Below are 20333 nucleotides of genomic sequence, written 5' to 3'. Positions count from 1 at the left end.
GGGGCGTGATCGGAACCATCAGTGGATCGCGTCGCGGTCACCGGGCGTCCGCCTTCTTGGTGCGCAGGCGGGTGAGCAGTGCTCGTAGGCCGCGTTGCCTGGTCGCTTGGTGCAGTTCCTCGCGGAGGGTTTCGACTTCCTGGAGGAGGAGGTCCATCCAGGTGCGGGAGTCGGCGATGAAGTGGGCGTCGGCTTCGGCGCCTTGGACTGCTTCGGCGTCTCCTTCGTGGGCGATCTCGACGGCTGCGACGCGGGAGTCGTCGCTGTCGACGATGAGGAAGGTGACGTTGTCCTCGTCGTAGTTGGCCTTGATGACGCCCCAGGGGCCGGGGATGGTCTTGTCGCGCAGGGCTTTGATGGCGGCGTACGGGTCGTTGGTGGTGGGCATGTCGGGCTCCTCAGGTGGTGGGGGCGGGAGTGGTGGGGGCGAGGTAGCCGCGGCAGCCGCAGTACTCGTAGCAGCTGGAGTCTTCGGGGACGGAGGGGTGCGGGACGCCCTGGTGGATGCCGCGGGCGTGGCCGCAGCCGGGGCGGGCGCAGTGTGGGTGGTGCTGGTTATCGTGCCGGTGGGCGGAGAGGCCGGCTTCGTGAATGGTCTGGCCGGTGCCGCGGGTGGGTTCGGTGTCGGCGTAGCAGCCGCCCCAGCCGCAGTCGTGGTTGAAGGCGAAGGTGCCGGCGAAGGCGAGTGCTCCGCATCGTCCGCAGCGGTACTGCTCGCAGCCGTTTTCGCTGCGCGGGATGGGTTCGCCTGTGCAGCAGTCGATCTTCAGGGATTCCCGGAATGCGGCGCGGCGGGCGGCGCGCGCTGCTGCTTGCTTCTCGCGGGCGGAGGTTCGGCGGTGGGCGGCTTGGTGTTCGCCGAAGAGGTCGAATTGTGTCATGGCAGTTGTGCGTCTTCCCTACATGTGGGGGGGTACAGGGCCGTGTTGGTGCGCCCTGTACCCGGGGGCTGTGCGGTCAGTTGGTGCTGGTGGGCTTGGTCTGCTGTGCCTTCGCGGGGCGTGGTTTCGCCGTCTTGGTGGGGGTGGGTGTGGTGCGGCGGGGCTTGGCGGGTGCCGCTGTCTTCTTCGCGGTGGGTTGCGGCTTCGTGCTGCGTGCGCTGGGAGTCTTGGCCGCGGTTGCCTTGGCCGGCGGGTTCCCACGAGGCTCGGGTTTCGGCTTGGCCGCCTTCGTCGTCCTCGTCGCCTTCGTCTTCGTGCTCGTGCCCGTGGTGGTCTTCTTGGCTGCGGGGCGGGCGCGTTTGCGTGGGAAGGCGCGCAGGGGTGGGCGTTCGCCTTCGAAGGCGGGCAGCAGCCGGGCTCGGATGGTGGCCGCGGTGTCCTTGGCGGGTGGGTTGGTGGTGAAGGCGACGCCGGTGTTGTAGCGGATGCCGGGGGTGAGGTGTTCGAGGCTGTCGGTGTAGGAGGCGGCGTCGTTGTCGTCGGTGAACTCGCGTCGCGGGACGTCGATGGCCCAGGTCTGGACGGCTTCTCCGCGCCAGAGGTGTCTGATGCCGATACGGCGGCCGTCGGTGTGGGTGAGGAAGGCGGTGAGGCCGGTGGGTTGGTCGTCGTCGAGGGTCCAGCCGTCGCCGAGGACTTCGAGGATCGCTGTGATGAACGGTGCGAAGTCGGCGGGGAACAGGCGTTGCCGCTTGTTGGTGGTGGAGTCGATGGAGGTCATGCGGCTGCTCCCTCGAGGAGTTGGTCGAAGGCGTGGAGGATTCGTCGCGTCCTGTGCTCGAACCTCGCCCGTTCGACGACGGCGTTGCGGTGCTCGATGACCGCGGTGCGTTCGGCGAGGGCCTTGGTGAGGGCGTTCTCCTCGAAGGTGTTGCCGCACCAGATGGCGACTTGGGGGCCGAGGTCCCAGTAGATGGCGTTGACGGCGGCGCAGGCTGCGGAGAGGCGGTCGATGTCGTTGCCGATCCACGTGTAGTCGTGGGGGTTGCGGTTGCGTTCGTGGAGGAGGTGGGCGACAGAGCGGAACATGCCACCGCTGCCGATGGCCGGCTCCCGGATCTTCAGCCCGTGGTCGGCGTCGAGGAGGATGTTCGCCATCAGGTCCGAGACGCAGGGTGGGGTGTGGTACTCGCCGCGCCACTTCTTGTCGCTCTTGTGCCGCAGGCCGGTGAGGAGCGGGCTGAGGATGTCGGCTCCGGTTCGCACGTACGGGTCGTCGTGGCCGGTGAGGTCGAGGAGTCCGGTGTTCACCGCGGTGTGGACGACGGCCTGGACGGCGCGGAGTTGCTGGTCGTGGGGGTCTTCCTCGATCCAGTCGTGCAGGGGACGCGCGCATTCGATGAGGTCGGGGCGGTGGTACCACTGGACGCCCCAGATCTCGCGCAACAGCGGTGGGAAATCCGGGGGTTGGAGGGTGAGGAGCCAGTCGCCAGCGAGGGGTTCGCGGAAGAAGGTCAGGGCAGCGACGGTGCCGAGCGGGACGTCCATGCGGCTGCCGCCGTAGTGGCTGTACCAGGCGTCCATCACGTTCTCGGCGATCTTGTGGGCGTGCTGGTGGGGATCGCGGGGCGCCGCGTACTTCCTGCGGCGATGGGTGGGGCGGGGCTTCGCGGCTTCCTCTTTGCGCTGTTCGGCGCGGGTTTCGAGCTTCGCCTCCACCTCGCCGAAGAGGTCGAACTGGACCATCGCGATCACCTCCCGTCGGACTCGGTGGTGGCGAACGGGTGCGGTGGTGCGCTCGATGGCACCGGGATTGGGCCGGCTTGGAGGATTTCCGTGGCCCGGTCAGCGCGGGCGATGTAGTACGCGTGGTCGCGACGCAGGCGCTCCATGCGTTGGTCGTACTCGGCGATCAGTCCGGCGTACCGGCTCAGGGAGCGGGGCACGCAGTGGTGCTCGTGAGCTCGGCGCAGTTCCGGTGTCCAGGGCTGGGCGAGCCAGTGTCGAAGGAGCGCGTCGATGATTTCGGTGGCCCGTCGGGCGGTTCCCTTGGGGGCGCGGACGGGTGCCGTGACGAGGAGACGGTACGGGCGCAGCCGTAGCTGGCCGGTGTCGACGGTTCGGCGGGTGAAGCACTCGCTTTCGGCGAGCGTGACGCCGAAGAGGACGGGGGCTTCGGCCATGTCGAAGCCGGCTGGGCCTGTGCCGTAGGCGACTTGGAGGATCTCTTCGGTGGGCGGGTGGTCGGCGTCGGGGTGCCAGTCGGGGTTCCAGCCGAGGGTGAAGGCGCCGATGCCGGTGATGCGGTAGACGGCCTGACCGGTGTCGAAGTCGGCGAACTCTTCGGCCTCGATGGCCGGTCCGCTGCCGGCGGTGAAGCTGAGCACGAGGGGTGCCTTTCGGGCGTTGGGGCATGGGTGGGGCCGGGGCCGGCCGGACGAGCGCGGCCCCGGTGGTGTGCGGTGGGTGGTCAGCCGTGTTCGGCGTGCCAGCCGGTCACGTACGCACCGACTTCCTCGGCGAGCGGTGCGAGGGCGAGATCGCCCGGTGGGTCGCCTTCGGGGGTGGTGGTGTCGTAGATGACCTTGGCTGTGCCGTAGGTGTTGTCGATGTGGACGGCCTTCCAGCCGCCGAGCTCGCTGCGGTCGTCGTGCCAGGGGAGGGAGTGGCGGCCGGCGATGGCGACGTACTGCTCTCCGTCGCTGGTGAGCTGGATGGTGATGTTCAGCTCGTTGCCGCACCAGTCCACGCCGACGTCGGTGCAGTGCTGTTCGAGGGCTCCGATGACGTCGGCGTACAGGTCGCGGGCCTTGTACTCGTCTGCGCGGCGGAGCAGTTGGACTGCGCTGAGGTAGGTGAGGGTCACGGCTTCACCTCGGGGTCGGGCGTGTGCCGGCCGCAGACGAAGGACAGGGGCTCGCCGTCCTGCGGGAGGTCCAGGTTGATGTCCTCGGGCTGCTTGCACAGCAGGCAGGGCAGCGTGACGGTGCGGAGCATGCGGCGGGGGCGCACCTGGGTGTTGGCCGGGAGGTGCAGCCGGGTCCCGGGGGTGGAGACGTGCAGGAGGGCGAGTTCGGAGGAGACGTTCGTCCTGCTGACGGCTGTGACCGCGAGTGGCGTGGTCGGGGCGTCGGGGAAGGTGAACACGTCGCCGGGGCGGAGCTCGTGGACGTACACGGCTCTGGTGAAGGGGAGGGTGATCACGGCGTAACTGCCCATGGGGCGGCTCTCTTTCCGCAGTGTGGTGGTGTGGTCGGGTCCGCCGGGTGGCCGCCTCGCACGCGGCACGGTGGGCGGTCAGTCGTCGGCAAGGTGCACGCCGGTGGAGAGGGGGCCGCGGTCGAGTTCGGCGGCGATGTGCGCGGGGACGCGCGGGACTTGGGTTGCGTGGAGGGTGATCTCGCCGCCTCCGAAGTCGATGGCGACGGCGCCGTCCGGTTCGGTGCGGGTGACGCGTCCGTACACGGGTTGGTCGGGGTGGCGGACCCAGTCGCCGGTGGCGAGGGGCGGCAGGTGCTGGGGGCACAGGCCGGGGTCGCGCAGGGAGAGGTGGGAGGCGGCCGGGTGCCAACAGGGCCGGCCGTCGGGGCGGGGGTGTTCGCAGCCGCGGGTGAGCTGGCCGTAGCCGTCGCAGCGGATGAGGACCGGGTGGGGCCAGGGGTCCTTGGCACGGACGACGGCGAAGGTGACCGCGCCGTGCTGGCCCTGCTCGTTGAAGGCGACGTACTCGATCGTCAGACCGACCGTCAGGGGCCATGTCTTAAGCACGTTGGAGGCGATGGCCTGGACATGCTGGGCGGGTACGGCGGGCACGCGCAACCCTTCGATGCTCATAGTCAGGTTCATGACATTCCGTTCTGGGTCGGCGTCGGGAGAGCGAGGATCGCCCTGCGGCCTTCCGGGGTGTCGATGGGCAGCAGGTGCTGGGCGCACAGATGCGGGAGAGCCCGGATCTGCGCGGCGAGCACAGCGATCTGCCGTTCGGTCTCGGCGGGCCACAGCGGCCTGTGTGGCAGCGCCTGGACGGTCTCGGTGAGGGAGTCGCCGAACTGCGCGATGTCCGCGCCGGCGAGGTCCAGGATCTGGGCCGGGTCGTTGGTGAAGTCGACGGTGAGCAGGATCGCTTGGGGATGGTGGGCGCGGGCGAGTTCGGCGATGCGGGCCGCTCGGTCGTACGGCGGAAGGTCGAGGACCCGCTGCCCTTCACCGGGCGATTCGGGGCGTACGGCGCTCCAGGCGGCGGAATTGAGGCCGCCGAGTGCCTCGGCCAGGTCGTCGGTGAGTTCGTCGAGGTCAAGGGAGGGCGTATTGGTCGTGGCGTCGAGGATCTGCCGCTGGGTGCCGTCGGGGCCGGTGGCGAAGAACGCCTGCAGGTCGAGGTGTCGCGAGCGGGAGTAGTGGACGAACGTGAGGTGTGTGGTGTCCGGGAACGCCGCACGGATGCGGGCGCTTACGTGGTCGAGGATGGCGATCTCGTACTGGGCCTGGACTTTGTTGAAGGCTGTGACGGCCGCGTTGCGGTGGTGCAGGGTCGCGGCGACCGCTGTCGGTGTGCTGTTGTCGGTCATCGAGGTGGTGTCCTTCTTGATTACGGGGCCACGGGCGTCGGGAGGGGGCTCGGGGCGGGTTCGGGGGACGGGAAGGGGAGGAGCCACAGCGGTTCGCCGTGCTCGGACTCAAGGTCCACACACGGGGTGAGGTGGCGGCTGCGCAGGTGCGGGAGGGTGTAGAGCTGGCCGAGGACTGCGGCGAGTTGGTGGGAGATGTCGTGCGGCCACAGGCTGTCGGCCGTGTCCGGCAAGCAGCGGGGGCACGGAACGGTGACTCGCTCGCCGTCGGCGCGGATGACCTCCTCGAAGCCGACGGCGATGCGCGCGTGGCTCGCGTCGAAGAGGCAGATCAGGGATACGGCGTCGGGGACGTAGCGGCGGACGATGCCCGCGATGTGGGCGGCGCGGTCGGCGGGCGGGAGAGTGATCCAGCGGCGGTCGCGGTGCTGGTGGTCTGGGTGCGGCTCGGCCAGTCCCCACCGATAGAGGTACGGGCCGACCAGGACGCGTTCGAGGTCTTCGACGAGTTCGTCCAGGTCCAGCGGGCCGTCCTGCACGGCGGTGGAGTCGGGGGCGCGCAGGAGGCGGCCGGTGCCGAGTCCGGGCACCGGGGCGCTCCAGATGCCGTGCAGCTCGACGTCGCCGTCGGCGTCTTCGCTGACCTCGAGGTGCTGGGCGTCGGGGTGGGCGGCGCGGACACGGGCGGCGATGTCGTCGTGGATGGCGAGGTAGAGCGACTCGGCCGACTGGATGTAGGTGACGGCGAGGTCGTTCAGGGGTTCCTGGGTGGGGCGAAGTGGCTGCTCTGTCACGGGTGTTGGCTCCTTGGGGATCGATGGTCAGGACTGGTGGTGGAGTACGAGGGCGGTGGCGTTGTCGGATCCGTTGACGCCGGCAGAGGCGACGAGGAACTGCGCGGCGTCGTCGGGGTCGGACACTGTGAGGCCGTGCAGGATCGCGTGGTCGTCGAGGAGTCGGCTGACCCCGTCGCTGCACAGCAGCACGCTGCGGATGGTGTGGGCGGGCAGGGACGTGGTGACGAACTCGTGGCGGGCGACGGTGCGGGTGATCTCTCGGTCGTAGAGCGCCAGTGGGCCGCGCTGGGTGGTCTGGCGCCGGATGCGTTCGCCGAGGGAGTGGTCGTAGGTGGCGCGCTGGAGTTGGCCGTCTTCGGTGAGCGCGTAGGCGCGGCAGAGTCCGGCCCAGGTGATCGCGATGCGGCTGTGGTCGGGGTCGAACAGGGCGATGACGATCGATGCGTCCGCCAGGTTGTCGCTGGCGGCGAGGCTCTCGCGGGCGGCGGCGCAGCCAGCCTCAGGGGTGGCGGTGAGCGTCGCGCGGGCGGCCGCGTCGGCGGCGAGTTGGGCGGCTTCTGCTGCCTCGGTGGTGTCGCCGATGCCGTCGGTGACGCAGGCGGCGATGCGGCCGGTGGCCCGGTCGCCGCCGACGACGAAGGCGTCGGCTTGGACCTCGCGGGGGCCTTGGCGTTGGGCGCCGCCTACGCGCCAGGGGGTTGGTGGCACGGGTTGTACTCCTTCTGTACGACGGTGGTGGTGGGTTCCGTCCGAGGCCGGGCCGCGCTCGCACTGGCGCGGCCCCGGACGGAGGCTCGGACGCTCTACGGCACGGGCACGGGCACGAGCACGGGCGTGGGCGTGGGCACGGGCGTGGGCGTGGGCACGGCGGGCGGCAGGTCAGCCGCGGTGTTGGTGAACTGCGGGCAGGCGCCGAAGCGTTCGTGAAGGGTGTGCTCGCCCTCCCACTGGGCGCACCGGACGCAGACGGGCCGCGCGCGCTTGGGGGCGGGGCGGGCGATGTAGGCGCCGGGCAGGTCGTCGTGGGTGAAGACGATGACGCCGGTGGTCTCCTCCAGGCTGGCGGCGCCGGGGCTGCTGACGATGGCGGCGCGGAGTGTGGTGCGCAGGAGCGCGCCGGACCAGTCGAAGCCGGTGCTGATCTCCGCCTTGGGGTCGTCGTAGGTGACCCGGTAGGCCGTGAACCCCGCCTCGGCCGGATCGCCCAGGGGGCGCGCCCAGAACTGAAGGGGCCGGTCGTCCTCGCGCAGTTCGGGAGCGGGGGCGATGGCGGAAACGGTCCGCATGACCAGACCGCCGTTGTCGCCGAGCCCGGCCTGCTGGGCGGCCTTGGCGCACAGGTCCTCGAAGCCCGCGACCCCGTAGCCGGCGAGCCACCGGTCGGGGGTCAGCTCCGCGCCGAAGCTGGTGCGGAAGTCCTCGCGGTCGCGGCGCTGCACGGCGGCGATGATGCTGACGGCGCGGTGGATCTGGGCGGGGCTGACACCGTGTTTGGCTGCCTCCGCGTACAGGAGCTGTTCGCGTGTGGACTCGTCCACTTCTCTCTCCCTCTGTGGACGCCGCGCCCCGGCCGGGGCGCGGCAGGGGTGGGCTATTCGGGGGTGGAGCGCTGGGTGAAGTGCTCGGTGGCCTGGGCGTGCAGGACGTCGAGGCGGGCGGACAGGCGTTTGCCGAGGGTTCGGCCCACCATGTCGACACCGTGGTTGTCGGTGACCGTCTCCAGCCGCCATCGGCGGTGGCCGTCGTCGAGGGTGAAGTCGCAGACCTGGCCGAACCGCTGCCCGCGCAGGCTCAGCACCCGGACGGTGCGGCCACCGGTCTCCTGGCGCTTGATGGGTGCGCCGAGGACATGGGCAGCGACGACTATCGCGGCTATGCGGGTGATGTTCATCGTGCTCCTCGCACTCTGGTCGTGACCTCGCCCGGAACACACCGGGGAGTTATTGCATTGCCTCCACACATGTCGGAGGCGAGAAGAAGTACGCGCAGGTCAGAGCGCGTCGCCGTACAGATCCGGGCGGCCGGTGACCTCGCGCATCGCGCACACCAGCAGCCGGCCGGCACCCTCGACACCGAGGACGTCGCGCACGAAGTCGAGCGGCTCGACGGGGCGACCGAGGACGTCGCCGTACGCGTGAGCCAACCGCTCACCCATTTCCTTGGCGAGCGTTTGCGCCTGCTCGAACTGGGCTTCGGTGACGCCACGTGCGGCGAGGTTGGCACTCAGGGCCTCACGTTGGGCGGGGGTGAGAAAGGTGAACACCGGTCGGAACCTCCGAAGTTGAGGGTGTTTTTCAATTGATCTGATATCATTTTATCATTCGCGATTACCCACCGTCAAGTGTTCTTTATTTCGATGGCGGAGGACTCCCGCGGTCACGGCCACTCCGAAGGGCATCCCGGACGGCCCTGCGTGGGCCTTCGAGAGCCCCCTGGGCTTCCTGGCGCGCAACCTGGTCGCGGCGCGCACGCTGCTGCTCGAACCACTGACGGTCACTGTCGCGGGCGCGGTCGGCCTTCGCCTGCTTCTCCTGGGCAGCCGCGGCTTCCTGGCGGCTGCGCGAACTGGTGCCGCAGCCACGGCAGTTCGCAGCGGGAGTGTCCGGGTGGGCAGCGCAGCCCTCGCTCCTCACGCCGGCGTCGTTCTCGGCGCCCGCTCCCCCGGTGTCACCGGTCCCGCTGCGGCCGTCGCCGTCCGCCGGGGGTAGGGGGTTGTTTCTCTGGTGGTTATCTGACGGTTCCCCGGCCAGATTGGCCGGTTCCTCTGTCGCATCTGGCCGGTGGTCAATCTGACCGGTGGCCATGTTGGCCGCCTGCTCTGTCTGCTTTTCAGCTGGTTCCGAGTCGTCAGGTTCCGAGGCGTCGGAGGGGGTGTCGTCGTCCGCCGGCGCTTCGGGTGCCGGCGGAGTCGGCGGGGCGACGGCAGGCGGAGGTGCCGTGGGGCGGGGGCTGTGGATCGTGTAGCGGTTGCTGGTGCGGCGCCCTTCTGTGAAGCGGGCGCGGCTGACGATGAAGCCGTGCCGCTCCAACCAGTCCAGGTGTCGTCGTACGGTGCGCTCGCCCTGGCTGGTCTTGACCGCGAGGGTCTCCTGCCCGGGGAAGCAGGACCAGGCTTCGTCCGCGTAGTCGCAGAGTGCCAATAGGACGAGTTTCGCACCCGGGTTGGGGATCTTCTGCTTGAACGCCCAGGCCACGGCCTCGATGCTCAACTCTGTTCCTTTCCGTACGATGGCGCTGAAGCGGCGTGCGAGATCGCCGAACACCGGGGCCAGCAGACGCGGGCCCCGGTGACGGGCGAGGTGGGTCAGGTCGGCTCGGGGATGCGCGAGACGCCGATGGTGCGCGAGGTACGGCCGCCGGGCTTCATGGGGATGTCGAGGCTGAGGCCCTCGAGGATGCGGATCATCGCGGCGGGGTCTGGCTCGGGCGGGCGGGGGTTGCCTCCGGACCAGGAGAGCTTGAGGTCGCCGTACGTGCCGGCATCGGCCGCGTCCAGCGTCTTGCGGGCCTTGGCCTTGCGCTTCTTCGCGGCGCTCTCGATCTCGGCGGCGTCCGCGTAGGCGCGCAGGGCCTCGGTGATGCCGTCGGTGTCCTCGGCGAGGATGGTCTGCGGGGCGCGGTCGTCGGTGAGCTGGTCGAGGTTCCAACAGGCGCTCTTGAAGGGGCAGTTGTCGCAGATGATCGACAGGCCGGGTCCGTCGAGGTCGCGCGGCATGGCCTCCGGCTCGGTGCTCTCGAGGACGTCTTCGGCCCAGGCGAGTGCCTGCTTCGTGATGTCCTCGTCGTACATGCGCTGGTGGACGACGACCTGTCCGTACTCACGGCCGACGTAGCGCAGCCGGACCGCGTCGACGGGCAGGGGCCGGCCCGTGGGCAGGTCGGGGTGTTCCGCCAGCCCGCCGGTGCGCAACAGGTGGGCGTACAGGTGGACTTGGAACCACTCGTGCCGGCTGGGGCCTTGCCGTACGACGAGGTCCAGGGCGCGGGTGGACTTGGTCTTGACGTCCTCGACGACGCCGGGGGTGTCCCCGTCAGGGGCCCAGTAGGCGTCGGCGTGGCCGAGGATGACGCCGTTGGTGAGCTCAAGCTCGGTGTGGGCGCCGTACTGCTCGGCGAGCACCCGGAGGATGCCCTCGTGGAGCCAGGTGCCGAGGATGGCGGCGTGCATGTTGTCGTCGAGGTCGGTCGGCCAGGTGCCGTGTACTTCGTAGGCGGCGCGGCGTCTGCACAGACCGATTGAGGACGGGCCGAGGAGTCGTTGTCGGGAGCGGGGCCGGGCGCGGTCGTCGCGGTGGGCGCCTTTCCACAGGTCGGGGACGGTGATCGTGCCGGGGGCGATGGACATGGTGTTCTCGCACTCTGGTGGGCCGCCCCGGCGGGGCGGCGGACGGGGCGGCGGGCGGCTACTTCACGGTGCTGGCGGTGCTGCCGGCCGACTTGGTGCGTGACGGCGTACGGGCGGTCGCTTTCTTCGCGGTGGTCTTCTTCGCCGCGGTCTTCTTCGCGGGTGTGCGCGTACGGGCGGAGGCCGCAGACCGGCGTCCGCCGGGCGTGACAGCCCCCGTCGTTTCCGCGGGTTCGCTGTCCGCGGTGAGCGACTCGACGAGTTCCTGAAGTTGATCAGGACTGGCGTCCTGGAAGGAGATGCCGAAGTTGTCGAAGCAGCGTTCGTTGACCGCGTCGAAGCCGATGCCGAGTCGCTTCGCTGCGTCGCGGACGGTGCCGCGCGCCTCTTCCACCGTGCCCTGCGGATCGACGGGTACGGCGGATACGCCGGTCCCGGCTTCCTCTGCCTGCCCGCCGTGCTGGTCCTGTGCCTGCCCGCCGTGCTGGTCCTGCTTCTCCGCTGTGGCGGCGGATTCGACGACTTCGGCGTCCACGACGGCGGACTCCGAGGCGGCCGACGTCTCCGACTGCTGGGCGGGCGGCTTCTCGCCAGGGGTACGCAGCCGGGCTGCGGCGGTCTGGACACGGTCCCGGGACTCGGCCGCATCCGCGGCGTGCATCTCCTCGTCCACGTGCAGCCCGGACAGGTCGGCCGGGCAAGCGCGGCGCAGGGCGAGGGCTTCTGCGACCTTGCTGAGCTGACTGGCCGGCATCTGCGGCCACAGTCCGCCGAGCTTGTACTCCTGGGACTCGTAGTCCCAGACCTTCGGCGCGTACTCGCGCCAGTGCGCGACGGCCGGGAAGCGGGAGTCACCACGCCACAGAACGGCCCGGCACGCGGCCGGGGGTTCGTCGCGCAGCCATACGGTGTGCTCGCCGCCCTCGGCGTCGTACCAGACGAAGTCCTCGTACGCGAGGGGCTGTCCGGCGTGGTCGGCGGCGCGGCGGGCGATGAGCCGGTACCCGTCGATGCCCGTCTGGATGGTCCAGCGGATCTCCCCGCGGGACTTGCGCTTGATCATGTAGATCTGGCGGCCGAACGGATCAAGCCCGGACGCCTTGCAGTAGTGGAAGAAGATCCCTAACTGCGCCGGACTGGCTTCCACCAGGTCCGGAAACGCCGCACGCAGCGCGCGCAACTGCTGGTCCTCGAACGCCTTCTGGTCCTCGCGAATCGCGAGCCAGGTGACCGGAGTTTCGGCCACATCCCCTCCAAGCATTCCGTTCCCCTTATCGGACACTCAACCGTCTCAACATAAGTTGATGACAGATTGAAGCTGATATAAATCTATTTCACTTGACACTCACCGTCAAGTGTTGACCGTCTCGCCTTGGGGTCGTCACTACGCAGGCGGCGCAGCTCGAACACCTCGCGCCACTCCGGATGACTCGCACGGAGCAGGCGCGCATAGCGGGAGGTGAAGTTGTTGTTCAACTGGATCGGTACGCCGTTCGCGAGATCCGGCGAGAGCCAGCGCAGTTGCTCGAACAGCGCCTTGACGCCGATCCGCCCGCCGCCAGCCGCAACCCACTGCACCGTGAGGTGCTCCAGCGCCTCGTACACCCAGGGATGTTCGACATGGAAGTCTTCAAACCGTTCGTCCAGCGTTGACTCAGCAACTTCGCAGTCACGCTCCCGCTCCCCGAATTCCAGCGGGAGCTCCACCTGTCGGTACACACTCCACCCCTGAAGGCACTGCTCAACCGTCTCAACACATGTTGAAAAACACCTTAAGGCCGTGGAGCCGGATTGGCACCCCCACACCGCCACGGCCCCCTCGGCGTGCCTCACACATTGACCAACCACTCCAAGTCGCCGAAAAGAATACAGAGTCCACTATTCACTAGACAGTCACTGACTCTGTCTGTCAGATTGGCCCATGCCAACAGGCTGTCTGTTGCGCAAAGTTGGGGGGAACCGTGTCCCAGAACCAGCAGTTCATCTCCGTGCCCGTACCCGCTCAGCACGTCACACGCGTCTACGCCCTGCTCGCCGAACTCGATCTGAAGGAGGGCGCGATGAACAACCCGTTGCCGGGTGGCACCCAGGGCGCCGACCCGGATGGCACCTGGCCCGTGGTCGAGTGGACCGTTGACGACTTCAAGTCTCTGATCACGACGAACCTACCTTCGGTCCAGCGCGTCGCGGCACTGCTCGACATGCTCGCCGCGGAGCCGGAGCGCTCGTACAGCACCACCGCCCTCGTCGATCGTCTCGAATTCGACCGCGGCCAGATCAAGGGCGCCCTGTCCGCGTTCACCCGGCACCTGCACGCGCACTACGAGCGCGGCAATTGGCCGATGAAGTGGGAGTGGGGCACCGACGCCGACTCCACCTTCCAGACCGAGGCGTTCTACCGCCTCGACAAGATCAACGCCGCTCGCTGGCAGCAAGCCCGCGCCACGGCGTAGTCCACACAGCGCGGTGTGGTGGTCCCGAGGGCCTAGCGGGACCACCACACCATGCTTATGTCTCCGCTATCGCTTCGGCCGCACAGACAGCGAGATGCCGGCGTCCAACAGTTCCTCCGCGAACGCCGCGACATCCTCCGCGGAGTGCTCTCCCGCCCGGAACGTCCGCGTCTCCGGCAGCGGCGGCGGGGTGAGCTTCGGCTCGGCCGAGGGTTTGCGGCCGCGGGGCTTGATCTGCTCGCGCTCGCCGGCCTCGATCCGCTTCACACCGTCCGGCACGATGGTCCGACCATGCCCAACGGCGTAGCTCAATACCGTCTCCAGCAGCCACAGCGGCGATCCGGAGATGGTCGCGTCCTCCGGCACGAAGCTCCCCCGCACCCGCCACTGGTAGACGTCCATGTACTTCTTGCCGAAGATCCAGGGGATCTCCTTCAGGCCGACGATGTGCGGAAGCTCCCCGGCGTCCTGCACGAGGTAACCGCGCTCGATCCCGGACTTGTAGTCCTTGAGCCGCTCGCCCAGGACCTCACGCGCACCGTCCTGCGCCAGGGTGAGGACGGTCGGCAGGAGCCAGTACGGGTTCCCGGAGATGACGACATCCGGGTCGCCCAGCACGCCGCGCGTCTTCCAGAGCTGCGAGGTCTGCCTCTCCACCCCGTACAGGGACGCGATCTCCCCGTGTCCCAGCAGGTAGGGGAACCGCTTCTCTGCCACCGATGCCTCCGCGCTCGCCGATCCATAGAACAGACTTGACGTGTCAAGCATAGTTGCAGCCTCCCGGACGTCTCGGAGACGGCAGCGGCTACGACTGTGAGACCTCGTGATCGAGGACGGCACGCAGTTCCTCAGCGGACTCGGGTGCGAGTCGGTAGATCCCGTGCACGCTGACCGCCCTCAGCAGTTCACCGTCCACGACGTGCTTGATCTGCCGCTCGCCGCGCCGCGACCGGTAGGTCAGCCGGCCGAGCAGTTCACCGGGAACCGGCCTGTCGAAGGTGAGGGGCGTACCCGGAGGTCCGACCAGAACCTCACTGACACAGCCTGCCTTCAACGGTTTCCAGTGGACGAGCCGGAGATAGTCCTCCATCGCGAGATGGTCCCCCGCCGTGTCGTACTCCAGGAGCCGGCCGACCTCCAGCCGCCCGAGCACCCACATCTGCTTGCGGAAGACCCGTATCGGGTAGACGGCGTCGCCCGCTTTCACTCCGGCCCGCTCGAAGCTGGGGAGCGACTGGTGCGGACCGCCGAAGAGCACGCCCAACCGCTCCCCCTCGAAGCCGCCCGAAATGAGCGCCTTGCACAGGTCGTTGGTCCACAGGGTGGTGTACGCGTCAGCCATGCGCGGAAACTACCGTCCGCCACTGACAACTCGGTCGGATGCTCGGACACCCCGAGCCGGGTCCGTCACCAGCTGCGACCTCCCCTGCGCCAGGACTCGCTGGCGCAGAGCAATATCTGAAGGCCGACTGTCAGTCCCCTGTGCTTTGATCCTTTCGACCCAGCGTGGACACGTCACACAAATGGGATAGGTCCGCGCTGTTACGACCGATCGCAGGGGGTACAACTTGATACCGATACCGAGCTTGAGACCGAGGATGCTGCTGGCCGCGGGGGCGGTCACGCTGGGGCTGCTGGGCAGTTGTCTCAGCGGCGCGCAGGCGGCGGACGATCCCGGAACGGCTCCGGACACCTCGGTGACCACGGGTGTGGCCGCCGCCGATCCGGCCGCTGATGAACCGTCATTGGTGTCGGAAGCCGCCGACGACGACCCGGAGGCCGTGCCTTCGGCAGAGGACATGGCCTTGGGCATCGCAGGCACGGTCAACGAGCCGGCGGCCGCCGCACCCACCGAGGACCCCGACACGCGGGAGGCAAGTCCCGAGGCCGTGTGCAACGAGCGGGTGAAGGCTGCGGCCGAGACTCCCGGTGCGCAGTACACGGCCTGTGTGTCGCCTCTGGAACCGGCGGGCGAGATCAGTGCCGAGGAACGGGCCGCGCTGTCGCGAAGCGACGCGCCTGACGACACGTCTGCCAGTGAGTCGGCCGTCCTGGCCGCCGTGCCAGACGCCGGAGCGGCTGGGCAGGAAGCCTCGGCTCAGGAGACAGCGGAAGACTCCGCGTCGGAGTCTTCACCGGCAGTCGACTCGGACGCGTCCGCCGCGGCAGCCGGGCGCTCGCCGTGGAAGGAACCGAAGTGGTGCCGCGCCGAGGGCGTGGACTCGACGTGGTACATAGAACGCCTCCGCGGCTGTGGAATCTGGCGCAGTGAGGTCAACGCCGTCGACGTGCGCACGGGCCGGAAGGTCGGCGGAATCAAATACCTCTTCATCGGGTACTCCTTCACGGCCCGCGACTCGAAGACGTGGGCGTACCAGGTGCAACTGCTGGAGGTGTCCCGCTGGGGGCGGGCGGTGGGCGGTACCAGGGTGTCCGGGAGTGCCTACTGCACGGGCAAGTGCAAGGTCACGGACAGCGACTTCCCGTCGCAGGCGATCACCTCGCGGGCCGACCCCTACGGGCAGTTCTTCATGAACACCACCATCAACACGGCTGCCGCCAAGCAGCGGGGAACCGGCAGAAGCATCGCGTCCTGGCGGTTCAGCAACCCTGAGTGGGTCGCGCCGACGGAGGCCATGAAGCTGTCCACCGTGGAGGTGCGCTGTGACAACGCCCTGCCCGGTGCGCCCCGGCAGGTGGGCTGCGTAAAGCTTCGCGCTGTGCCGGTGATCAGCTACAGCCGGACGGGGCCGTGGCCGGAGATCGCCGACCACATCGGGGACGCCCAGGCCACCGGACTTCCGGGCAAGTACGGTACGGGGGAGTACCTGACGCGGCTCACGGACCGCTCGAAGATCACCCAGAACCGGGACAAGGCGTGCCCGTCGAGCCTTCCGCGCCCGCAGGGCAAGTCCTGCGACGAGTACCCTTTCGCAAGCACCTGGCAGGGTGCCAAGTACAGCGGCGGTCCGTACAGCCGCCGTATGGTCAACGCCCGTCAGAACACCGATGCGGGCCGCGCACTCAACGGCTTCTACACCTACAGCCGCGTCCTCGAAGGGGACCGGTTCCTGGTATGGATCAGGTAGCCCAGGCGGATGAGACCGGAAGACAAGACCCGTGAATGAGTCAGCCCGTACAACAACAGCCCTGGTACTTGCTCAGTACCACCTCTTCCAGATCGCGGACCCGCAAGGGTCCGTGGCCGACGACCTCGACGCCACCCACAACGGGCTCGTGTCCGCAGCCGACGGCGCCATCGAGGTGGCTACCGGGATCCACACCGGCAACGTCCGAGTCACGGTCGAACCCCACTCCCAGCGGCCCGACCCCGCTCCGGACTGGGAAGAGATCGCAGAGATCTCGTGCCACTCCCCCTCCGGGGAAGTCCTGGTGACGCCCCTCATGGACGACCCCGCGGATCTGCCGTCTCTGACATCACAGGGCCCGGGCCGATACCGGCTGCGCGTCCATGCTCGAGGCAGGGACAGCGGCGTCGACGAGACAACGGTGGATGACGTCCTGGAGTCCTACCTGATCCAGAGCTGGCCCGCCCCACACCAGGAGACGCTCCTGGTGCAGGCGACCGACGCCTACGGAGCCCAGGTACGAGCCCAGTCGGCCGACGACACCATCGTCATCGACCACGAGGACTCACTCGACACCCAGACCGGCCGGGAACGCGACATCCTGCGCCGGGCCGAACGCGGCAACTACTCCTGACCCACGACCGCACACCTCGGTTGGGGCGGCCCCTCACACGGCTGCCCCAACCGAAGGGCTATCGCACTACGCGTGTTGCACCGGTCTGCTCTCAACGACCGCACCCTCATTACCGTGCAGCACCACCGAGCTCCACACGTCCGGGTCGCCCAGCACTCCACCTGTCTTCCAGAGCTGGGAAGTCTGTCGCTCGACGCCGTGGAGCCACGCGATCTCCGCATGCCCCAGCAGGTAGGGAAACCTCTTCTTGACCACGGCGCTCCGATCACTCGCAACATAAAACAGACTTGATGCGTCAAGCATAGTTGGGCCGACGGGGCCGGAGTGGCGCCGGGGCGGTCAGAATGGAGCGTTCAAGGACGCGGAGAGAGAGTGGACGTGACAGTGACGGTGTACCTGGCTGAGACCGACCCGCGATGGGCGAGGCATTCCGGCAAAGAGGGGCACTACGGTGCCCCGGAGTGGGGTCCCGGAGACTTGGCGCGCGCCGCAGCATTTCTTGCTGAACTCGCGCCCGGGGCCTTGCAGGTGTTCGAGTATCTGTTGCGCAACCCCGGGCGGGAAGTCCACTGCACGGAGCTGGTGGACAAGGCCCTCGGTGGGCCGAACGAAGCCGATGCCGCCTACCGTGTTGCGGGCGTGCTGAAGGGGATGAGCAAGGCGCACAGCGTCAGCGAGCGACGTCTGCCGATCCCCTGGTGGGAGGCGCCTGAGGGCAGCACGGGCGCAACATACGCGGTCCGCCCCTCGGTGGCGGCGGTGTTTCTGGCCGCTCGGCTCGGGCAGTAGCCAGGAGTGGCCGGACCGGGGCGGCCCCTCTGTCTCTGCGTTGCTCGTGGCCTACCGTCGTCAGCGCCCTATCGCTGACCAGATGGCGATGCCAAGGGCAGCGAGGCCGGTGAGAGTGCTGATAGCAGGGAGCGGCCATCGGGTCCGTTCGAGTGCGGTGACCCGGGCGTCGAGCTCCTCGATGGCCTTGTCGATCTGATCGGATCGCTGGGCGATCAGGGCAAGTTGGCCGTCGATGCGCGCCAGCCCGACTTCGAGGGCGCGGCGGAGCTCGGCCAGTTCAAGGGCGACCTCTCCGTCGGGCATAGCGCGGCTCCTGCGGTCAGTTGTTCGTGGACGTGGATGCGGGGTCGGTTCTCGCCGGGAGCCAGGAGGCGGTCCCGGTGCGGCCGAGGATGGTGCCGACGGCGCCCTTGACGACGGCGAGGCCGGCGGGGATCGCGGCGATGGCGGCGGACTCGAGGGTGGAGAGGTTGACGATGTCGGTCGTGCCGGTCGCCAGGAGGAGGCCAAGGAACGCCTCGACGTAGGTGAGGACGGTGCGCTCGGCGATGTCGGCGAGCAGCTTGGGTGTGCCGGTGGTCGTGGCCATGGTGGTGTTCCTCTTGCTGGTGGGTCAGGGCTTGGGGACGCGGAGCTTGGCCCAACTGGTCGCTCCGGGGACGCCGTTGGCGTCGTCGCCGGAGTAGCCGAGCTTGCGCTGCCAGGCTGCGTACGAGCGACGATCGGCGTCAGTCCAGCGCGGGCCGGGGCCCGTGCCGTACTTGCCGCAGCCCTCGGCGACGAGCCGCTTGCCCATCGCTGTGATGAGGGCCGAGCGGCGTCCGGTGCGGAAGTAGTCCGCGCCGGGGAACGGGGCGTACTCCGGCGTTTCCTTGTCGGCCGTGGAGCCGGACGGCTTGGACGAACCGCTGTTGGGCGCCGTGCTCGCGCCGAGGAGCTTCGCCACGGCGGTGCGGAAGTCGGACATCGTGATGCCGGCCGGGTCCGGCTTGCCGGGCTGCCACTCCTTGTGGGCGATCACCGACTTCGCGGACCAGCCGTGCGCGCGGCAGAGCGCCGCGCTCACCTTGTGCATTGCGTCCAGCTGGGCTTCCGGCCAGTTCTGGCCGCCACCCGTGTTGATGCATTCGAAGCCGTAGAAGTGCGGGTTGCCGTCGGTGTTGGCCTCGTTGTCGGCCGGGAGGCTCTTCTCCGCGATGACGGCCTTGAGGACGTCGTCGTCGCCGGATCCGGCATGGTTGGCGCGGCCGTAGCCGACGAGGTGGACGGCGCCGGAGCGGTCGATGACGCCGTGGCAGAGCGGGCCGGGGAGCGAGGTGTAGCCGGTGCGGCAGAGCTCGACCATGCCGGCCTCGGTGGAGTACGGGCCGGTGTGGTGGATCATGACGCCGTGGACCGGGCCCCAGGCGCCCTTGTGGTTACGGTTGTGGGGGCGCCAGCTGCCGTGCTCGACGACGCGGACGCCGGACTTCTTCAGAACGGCGAGGAACTGGTCTGCGGACAGTGGCTTGGCCACGTCGGGACGCTTTCTCCCCCGCGCCTCCGCGCTGTTGGCCAACCAGGAGCCACCTGGCGGTCCCTCGAATCTCGCATCGCCTTGAGCAAGTGTTGACGGAGGGTCGTCTGTTGCCGTCGGAGTCTATAGCCGTGGAGGCACAGGGAGCACTCGCTAGGGCAGCGAGCTACTGATGCCCGATCGCGGCCTGTGGCTGTGCGTCTGCCAACGGACAAAGTCACGACCTGGAGTGCTCAGCTAAAGTGCACCTCAGTTCACTCGCAAGATCCGCACCCGGGGGGCGTGTTGGTCACATCTGTGCAGGTGTCAGAGAGAGCAGTTCCCGATCCGGAACTGCCAGAGGAGGTTCGCCAGGCGCTTACCAGCGTCTCGTGCAAGTTGCTGCCGTCTGCTGACGGTCGGCGCGCTCCCGCTCCCACGCCGAGGGAGTTGCTTCGGCGGGCGCAGAAGGAAGAGGCAAGGCGGAACAAGAAGCCAGGTCCGTCAGGCCCATTCGCGTACGGCGTGGCCTCAGCCATCTGTTTCCTCGTGGCACTCGCGTCCTTGTCCACGAGCGTATGGTTCGCTGTTGTATGCCTGGTGATTGCGGTCGCATCGCTCATCTGCTGCATCGGGGAGGCGAAGGATCGCAACGCGGACCAAAGGCTCGTTGTCACCGCTCGCCAATTTCCCAACCGGTATGTGTGCCCATGCGACTTAGAGAGTGAAGATCGTGCCCTTCTACTCCGGGCTGCGTCCGCGGTTGACACGGTTTTGGAATCCGATGCGCATCACCGGGGCATTGTCGACAGAACCCGTAACGACGTAGAACTTCCCCAGGTGCTCTGGAAGATCGCCAAAGACGCTGAGAAGATCGACCGGTTGGCGATCAAGCACTGGGGAGCCGCGGCCGCCAGCGCAGGGGGAGCCGTCGACTCCGTCCTGTCCACGCAGGAGTCCGCGATCGAGGCCAGCCGCCAAGCTGTCGCGTCACGCGTGGTGGCCCTCGAAGGGTACGCCCGTGACGTGCGGGCCATCGACGACCTGCTGGCACAGCACAGTCAGCTCGAGGAACTGGAGAAGGCCAACCAGGACTACCTCGATCTTCTCGCTGAGACGAGCGGCGATACCTCGTCAGTGCAGCGGATTCAGGAGGCGGGGCAAGAAGCAGCAGTCATGTCAGGGCCTCTCGTGGATGCCGTGCAGCGTGCACGCGAGGCAGCCGAGCTCGTGCTCCCAGGGGGAGACTGAGCAGGAGACTCTGTCGCAGGACCACGCT

28 protein-coding genes are annotated in these 20333 nt (G+C 68.6%); 5 read left to right on the top strand and 23 right to left on the bottom strand.

The features are described from left to right. Positions 1-37 precede the first annotated feature (37 nt). The 18 genes from PV734_RS24155 to PV734_RS24070 form a co-directional block, all read right to left on the bottom strand. Entirely contained in the window at positions 38-388 is a 351-nt protein-coding gene (locus tag PV734_RS24155) for a hypothetical protein (protein ID WP_319291789.1), read from the bottom strand. Between the two features lie 10 nt (positions 389-398). Then, on the bottom strand, positions 399-881 hold the full coding sequence (locus PV734_RS24150) for a hypothetical protein (RefSeq protein WP_319291787.1): 483 nt from the start codon (positions 879-881) through the stop codon (positions 399-401). Between the two features lie 76 nt (positions 882-957). Continuing rightward, entirely contained in the window at positions 958-1662 is a 705-nt protein-coding gene (locus tag PV734_RS24145; protein WP_319291784.1) for a hypothetical protein, read from the bottom strand. After that, positions 1659-2627, bottom strand: coding sequence for an N-6 DNA methylase (locus PV734_RS24140; protein ID WP_319291781.1), 969 nt, complete (start codon positions 2625-2627; stop codon positions 1659-1661). Before PV734_RS24140 ends, PV734_RS24145 begins: the two co-directional genes overlap by 4 nt. Positions 2628-2632: 5 nt before the next feature. Then, the gene (locus PV734_RS24135; protein ID WP_319291778.1) at positions 2633-3268 is read right to left on the bottom strand and encodes a hypothetical protein; all 636 of its coding nucleotides are present in this window, start codon (positions 3266-3268) and stop codon (positions 2633-2635) included. Between the two features lie 83 nt (positions 3269-3351). Next, positions 3352-3747 carry a hypothetical protein gene (locus PV734_RS24130; protein ID WP_319291775.1) on the bottom strand — a complete coding sequence of 132 codons (396 nt, stop codon included), beginning with the start codon at positions 3745-3747 and terminating at the stop codon, positions 3352-3354. After that, complete coding sequence (locus PV734_RS24125) at positions 3744-4100, bottom strand: hypothetical protein (protein WP_319291773.1); 357 nt, start codon at positions 4098-4100, stop codon at positions 3744-3746. The genes PV734_RS24130 and PV734_RS24125 overlap by 4 nt, the downstream gene beginning before the upstream one ends. 78 nt (positions 4101-4178) lie before the next feature. Beyond that, on the bottom strand, positions 4179-4715 hold the full coding sequence (locus PV734_RS24120; RefSeq protein WP_319291770.1) for a hypothetical protein: 537 nt from the start codon (positions 4713-4715) through the stop codon (positions 4179-4181). Positions 4716-4723: 8 nt separating this feature from the next. Further along, on the bottom strand, positions 4724-5449 hold the full coding sequence (locus tag PV734_RS24115; protein WP_319291768.1) for a hypothetical protein: 726 nt from the start codon (positions 5447-5449) through the stop codon (positions 4724-4726). A 20-nt stretch (positions 5450-5469) separates the two neighbouring features. Then, entirely contained in the window at positions 5470-6243 is a 774-nt protein-coding gene (locus PV734_RS24110; RefSeq protein ID WP_319291765.1) for a hypothetical protein, read from the bottom strand. A 27-nt stretch (positions 6244-6270) separates the two neighbouring features. Then, complete coding sequence (locus tag PV734_RS24105; RefSeq protein WP_319291762.1) at positions 6271-6954, bottom strand: hypothetical protein; 684 nt, start codon at positions 6952-6954, stop codon at positions 6271-6273. A 95-nt stretch (positions 6955-7049) separates the two neighbouring features. Continuing rightward, positions 7050-7784 (bottom strand): hypothetical protein, encoded by a 735-nt coding sequence (locus PV734_RS24100; protein WP_319291759.1) that lies wholly within the window; start codon positions 7782-7784, stop codon positions 7050-7052. Positions 7785-7837: 53 nt separating this feature from the next. Beyond that, positions 7838-8137, bottom strand: a complete 300-nt coding sequence (locus PV734_RS24095; protein WP_319291756.1) for a hypothetical protein — start codon at positions 8135-8137, stop codon at positions 7838-7840. Positions 8138-8236: 99 nt separating this feature from the next. After that, positions 8237-8509 (bottom strand): hypothetical protein, encoded by a 273-nt coding sequence (locus PV734_RS24090; protein WP_319291753.1) that lies wholly within the window; start codon positions 8507-8509, stop codon positions 8237-8239. Positions 8510-8594: 85 nt separating this feature from the next. Next, complete coding sequence (locus PV734_RS24085; protein ID WP_319291751.1) at positions 8595-9455, bottom strand: helix-turn-helix domain-containing protein; 861 nt, start codon at positions 9453-9455, stop codon at positions 8595-8597. Positions 9456-9550: 95 nt separating this feature from the next. After that, positions 9551-10591 carry a PD-(D/E)XK nuclease family protein gene (locus tag PV734_RS24080; protein ID WP_319291749.1) on the bottom strand — a complete coding sequence of 347 codons (1041 nt, stop codon included), beginning with the start codon at positions 10589-10591 and terminating at the stop codon, positions 9551-9553. Between the two features lie 58 nt (positions 10592-10649). Next, a complete protein-coding gene (gene bet / locus PV734_RS24075; protein ID WP_319291748.1) occupies positions 10650-11837 on the bottom strand; it encodes a phage recombination protein Bet in 1188 nt (395 codons plus the stop codon). 83 nt (positions 11838-11920) lie between these two features. Then, positions 11921-12298: a hypothetical protein gene (locus PV734_RS24070; protein ID WP_319291746.1), complete on the bottom strand. Its 378-nt coding sequence runs from the start codon at positions 12296-12298 to the stop codon at positions 11921-11923. A 254-nt stretch (positions 12299-12552) separates the two neighbouring features. Between PV734_RS24070 and PV734_RS24065 the strand changes: the two genes are divergently transcribed. Beyond that, positions 12553-13044: a hypothetical protein gene (locus PV734_RS24065; RefSeq protein WP_319291743.1), complete on the top strand. Its 492-nt coding sequence runs from the start codon at positions 12553-12555 to the stop codon at positions 13042-13044. Positions 13045-13110: 66 nt separating this feature from the next. Here PV734_RS24065 and PV734_RS24060 read toward each other — a convergent pair whose 3' ends face one another. Both PV734_RS24060 and PV734_RS24055 read right to left on the bottom strand, forming a co-directional pair. Beyond that, a complete protein-coding gene (locus PV734_RS24060; protein ID WP_319291740.1) occupies positions 13111-13761 on the bottom strand; it encodes a hypothetical protein in 651 nt (216 codons plus the stop codon). A gap of 88 nt (positions 13762-13849) precedes the next feature. Beyond that, entirely contained in the window at positions 13850-14386 is a 537-nt protein-coding gene (locus PV734_RS24055) for a hypothetical protein (RefSeq protein WP_319291737.1), read from the bottom strand. Positions 14387-14630: 244 nt separating this feature from the next. Between PV734_RS24055 and PV734_RS24050 the strand changes: the two genes are divergently transcribed. From PV734_RS24050 to PV734_RS24040, 3 genes are all read left to right on the top strand, one after another. Then, entirely contained in the window at positions 14631-16133 is a 1503-nt protein-coding gene (locus PV734_RS24050; RefSeq protein WP_319291734.1) for a NucA/NucB deoxyribonuclease domain-containing protein, read from the top strand. A 31-nt stretch (positions 16134-16164) separates the two neighbouring features. Then, positions 16165-16767 (top strand): hypothetical protein, encoded by a 603-nt coding sequence (locus PV734_RS24045; protein WP_319291731.1) that lies wholly within the window; start codon positions 16165-16167, stop codon positions 16765-16767. A 372-nt stretch (positions 16768-17139) separates the two neighbouring features. Further along, positions 17140-17556, top strand: coding sequence for a DUF6416 domain-containing protein (locus PV734_RS24040; protein WP_319291728.1), 417 nt, complete (start codon positions 17140-17142; stop codon positions 17554-17556). Positions 17557-17616: 60 nt separating this feature from the next. Here PV734_RS24040 and PV734_RS24035 read toward each other — a convergent pair whose 3' ends face one another. Genes PV734_RS24035 through PV734_RS24025 form a run of 3 tightly spaced genes read right to left on the bottom strand, consistent with a single transcriptional unit; the run spans position 17617 to position 19075 of the window. Then, positions 17617-17862: a hypothetical protein gene (locus PV734_RS24035; RefSeq protein ID WP_319291725.1), complete on the bottom strand. Its 246-nt coding sequence runs from the start codon at positions 17860-17862 to the stop codon at positions 17617-17619. Between the two features lie 16 nt (positions 17863-17878). Then, positions 17879-18148, bottom strand: a complete 270-nt coding sequence (locus PV734_RS24030; protein ID WP_319291723.1) for a hypothetical protein — start codon at positions 18146-18148, stop codon at positions 17879-17881. A gap of 24 nt (positions 18149-18172) precedes the next feature. After that, the gene (locus PV734_RS24025) at positions 18173-19075 is read right to left on the bottom strand and encodes a peptidoglycan-binding protein (protein ID WP_319291721.1); all 903 of its coding nucleotides are present in this window, start codon (positions 19073-19075) and stop codon (positions 18173-18175) included. A gap of 819 nt (positions 19076-19894) precedes the next feature. Here PV734_RS24025 and PV734_RS24020 point away from each other — a divergent pair. Then, positions 19895-20305 (top strand): hypothetical protein, encoded by a 411-nt coding sequence (locus PV734_RS24020; RefSeq protein ID WP_319291718.1) that lies wholly within the window; start codon positions 19895-19897, stop codon positions 20303-20305. The last annotated feature ends 28 nt before the right edge of the window (positions 20306-20333 follow it).

Source organism: Streptomyces sp. AK08-02 (assembly GCF_033795085.1).
GTDB classification, from domain to species: domain Bacteria; phylum Actinomycetota; class Actinomycetes; order Streptomycetales; family Streptomycetaceae; genus Streptomyces; species Streptomyces echiniscabiei.
This window is presented reverse-complemented; position numbering and strand designations above follow the sequence as displayed.